1 protein-coding gene is annotated in these 241 nt (G+C 67.2%); it reads left to right on the top strand.

What is annotated here, in order from left to right; all coding sequences use genetic code 11:
• A partial coding sequence (locus CVH10_RS23875) for a cation:proton antiporter (protein ID WP_181244746.1) occupies positions 1 to 241 on the top strand: 241 nt, incomplete at both ends.

Raw genomic sequence — 241 nt, 5'->3', positions numbered from 1 at the left:
GCCAAGACGGCGCTGATCGGCTTCGGCCTGGGCAGCGCCGGCGGCTATTGCTGGGGGCTGGTGCTGCGCCGTCACTGGCTGCCCCGCCAACTGCACAGCTTCGGCACCCTGATGCTGATGCTGACGCTGTTCACGGCTTCCAACCTGCTGTTCCACGAGTCGGGGCTGCTCACGGTGACGGTCATGGGGGTGTGGATGGCCAACATGCGCGGCGTGCCGACCCGGCCCATCATCGAGTTCA

The sequence above is a fragment of the Halomonas sp. ND22Bw genome (assembly GCF_003011945.1).
In the GTDB taxonomy this organism is placed as follows: domain Bacteria; phylum Pseudomonadota; class Gammaproteobacteria; order Pseudomonadales; family Halomonadaceae; genus Halomonas; species Halomonas halophila.
Note: the sequence above shows the minus strand (reverse complement) of the source record. Positions and strands in the feature narration are given on the sequence as shown.